At 52.8% G+C, this 2,906-nt stretch carries 3 protein-coding genes; all 3 read left to right on the top strand.

Annotated elements, in window-relative coordinates:
- Positions 1 to 255 precede the first annotated feature (255 nt).
- Genes ABWV23_RS22205 through ABWV23_RS22215 form a run of 3 tightly spaced genes read left to right on the top strand, consistent with a single transcriptional unit; the run spans position 256 to position 2,803 of the window.
- Positions 256 to 792 (top strand): hypothetical protein, encoded by a 537-nt coding sequence (locus ABWV23_RS22205; protein WP_353351869.1) that lies wholly within the window; start codon positions 256 to 258, stop codon positions 790 to 792.
- Positions 793 to 803: 11 nt separating this feature from the next.
- The gene (locus ABWV23_RS22210; protein ID WP_353351871.1) at positions 804 to 1,790 is read left to right on the top strand and encodes a glycosyltransferase family 2 protein; all 987 of its coding nucleotides are present in this window, start codon (positions 804 to 806) and stop codon (positions 1,788 to 1,790) included.
- Positions 1,787 to 2,803: a glycosyltransferase family 2 protein gene (locus ABWV23_RS22215; protein WP_353351873.1), complete on the top strand. Its 1,017-nt coding sequence runs from the start codon at positions 1,787 to 1,789 to the stop codon at positions 2,801 to 2,803. The genes ABWV23_RS22210 and ABWV23_RS22215 overlap by 4 nt, the downstream gene beginning before the upstream one ends.
- Positions 2,804 to 2,906 lie beyond the last annotated feature (103 nt).

A 2,906-nucleotide genomic window follows, 5' to 3' on the forward strand; every position in this document is an offset into this window, starting at 1 on the left:
GTCTGGACCAATCTGGCACAAGTGCCGTCAGGAGGGGCTACCCAACCCATCATCAGAGTTCAGTCTGTTCAGAAACCGATCACGGGGTCTAATCACAATGGAACGATAAGATAGTGATAGCTCAGAGCGCGGCTTGCAGAGGCGGGGAAGCTGATGTACGCGTTGAGAGCACTCCTGCCGACACATGCCTCCAAGAGGCATGTGTCGGCAAACATTAAATAATTCGTTTTATCACAAGCTGGAGCCGCTTTCTTCATGCCCTCATCCTCCTTCTTGCAAAGCCTCGCCGATGAGCTCTACTCGCTGAACGAAGGTTCTTTTGTACGCGATATTGATCTGGTACTCAATCCGGATGCCCCTGAAGCCAAGGCCTATGAACTCGTGACTCCGCAGATTGCGCTTGGATTCCCCGAGCACAGTCCAAGTCGGACAAGTTTCCTTTCCAACGAAGGCAATGCCCTCGTCATCGACGCTGATGAGACCGTTTCCGGCGCAAACTGGATGGCGCTGGAAATGCCGGTCCGACCCAAAGGCCCCCGTTGCGTCCTCGCGGTGCGCTTCGACGTCGAGGCAGATCGCAGCATCTATCCCGAAGTCTTCGTCAGGAACAAATACTCGGGCACGGACTACAAACCCAACCGCGTGGCAGTTTTCTCGCCCAAATTCTCCTCGACCTTCCTGCTGATCAATATCCATGGCGATGACCTTTTGGCCCCGCACAGTTTGAACGTCCTGTTCAATTGCGGCCCTTTCAGGTTGGAAATTTCGCGAATCCGCTATGTTTCGCTTTAGGCGGATATTTCATGATGCTTTCAGTAATTATTCCGTGCTTCAATGATCATGACAATGTTTCCAAACAACTTGACCGTCTGTCGAACGTGTTGGACCACTATGATATCGAAATCATTGTAATCGACGACGCATCGACAGAATCTGATATTGATCTCTTGACGCCGCACAAGGAGTGTTTCGGCGAAAGATTGGTGTTGCTGCGCAATGCGCAGAACATGGGGCCAGGACCGACGCGGAACGTCGGCATCGAAAACGCCCACGGAACCTATGTATGTTTTCTCGATTCCGATGACATTCTGGACGATGCTTTCTTTTTCTATGTTGAGGAAATCATACGGGATCACAGCTTTGATGTCGCCGTGTTCAAGTATCATTTTCAGGACGCAGAGGACGCCCCTTACAGCTTCAAGATGTCACCCATCGACGAGACGCTGTGGGATCGCCTTGAAGCGCATGGCGGGGGGGGGCAGGTCAAAGCGCTCTGGCAGGTTCCGTTTATGATCATGCAGGTTAACTATCCTTGGAACAAGATTTACCGGCGCGAGCTTCTGATACGTCACAACATCCGTTTTCCCAAACTTGCACTGCATGAGGACATACCATTTCACTGGATTTCCATGATGCTGGCCGAGCGGCTGTTCTTTGCCTTGGAATACCCACCGCTCTACATCCACAACCGGTTGCCGGGGCGGGACCGGGCAACCGACAAGGCCGATTCCAGGCGCTTCCAACTGCTGGATGCGTCGGCGCAGACGTTGGATTGTATTGCCAGCTATGAACATCTGAGGATGTTTTACCCGATCTTTTTACGCTTCTTCTTCGATGTCTGGGGTTGGGTAGACGGCATCTTGCCGGAGGGGCTAAAGGCCGATTTCCGAACGCAGGCGCAAAGCATGTGCCGGGCCTATTACAAAGGGGATGTTCTCAACTACCTCCAGAGTACCGATCATGATGTGGCAGAACGCCTTAAGGAGTTTCTGGGAGACGAGGCGCCATGACCAAGACTGTTTCGATCATTGTGCCGGCGTATAATGCCGAAGCGTATATCCGGACTGTCGTGCAAAGCCTGTTCTGTTTGCAGGGAAATGATGATTATGGTATCGAGGTGATTGTCGTCGACGATGCGTCGACCGACCGGACTGGCACAATCCTAGAGTCATTGCACGATCATCCATCAGTGCAGGATGGCAAGGTCAGCTACAAGGTATTTAGCTTTAGTACCAACACACCCGGTGGTGTTGCTTGCGGAGCGAACTACGGTATTGAACATGCCAGCGGTGAATTCGTCGCATTCCTTGACGCTGACGATTGGATTGTGCCTGACCAATTTCTCAAGGCAGTCGAGGAGCTAGACCGAGGCGGCTATGATTTCGTCCTCAACCGGTGCTGGGATTATCATGTGCCATCTTCCGAACGCCGCGTCCACGGCGATCAGAAGAAGTTGGAAAAAATTGACATCAAAACCGGGATGCTGTGTGACCTCAAGGCTGGGTTGCTGCGTGTCAGCGCCGTGCCTTGGCGCAAAATATACCGCCGAGATTTCCTTAATAGCAAAGGATTGCGCTTCGTTGAGGTAGATTACGCTTATGAAGACAACCCATTCCACTGGGATGTGGTTCTCTCGGCCGAATCCATCGGATTCACCACCTATCACACCCATGTCTACCGAATCGGTCACGGTAGCCAATCCGTCTCGGGCGGCGGGGTCAAGTTCTTGCGCATGTTCGATCATTATGATGCCCTCGTAGGCGTTCTCGAAAAGCACAGTAAGCAGAAGGAATATGAGCCCCAGCTTATTGCTTGGCTCATTGACCATACTCTCTGGGCTGGAGAGCTGCTGCCACGTCACGCCCAGCCATTGCTGTTCGAGCGGGCCGGGGTCCTGCTGGGCAACCACGGACTGGAGAAGATCGTCTCGGAACTGGCCCAATTTTCCGATTCGCGCTGGGTAATTGATCGGATTTTGGCAACTTGGCATCAGGACCTTCAGTGGTTCATGCAGTTGAAATAGCAGTTGTTTCGGTCCCGCACCTTCGGATGAGAAGGCGCGGGACGACCTTGATGATGGGTTGGGTAGCCCCTCCTGACGGCACTTGTGCCAGATTGGTCCAGAT

It is taken from the genome of Aquicoccus sp. SU-CL01552, assembly GCF_040365005.1.
Classification (GTDB): domain Bacteria; phylum Pseudomonadota; class Alphaproteobacteria; order Rhodobacterales; family Rhodobacteraceae; genus Antarcticimicrobium.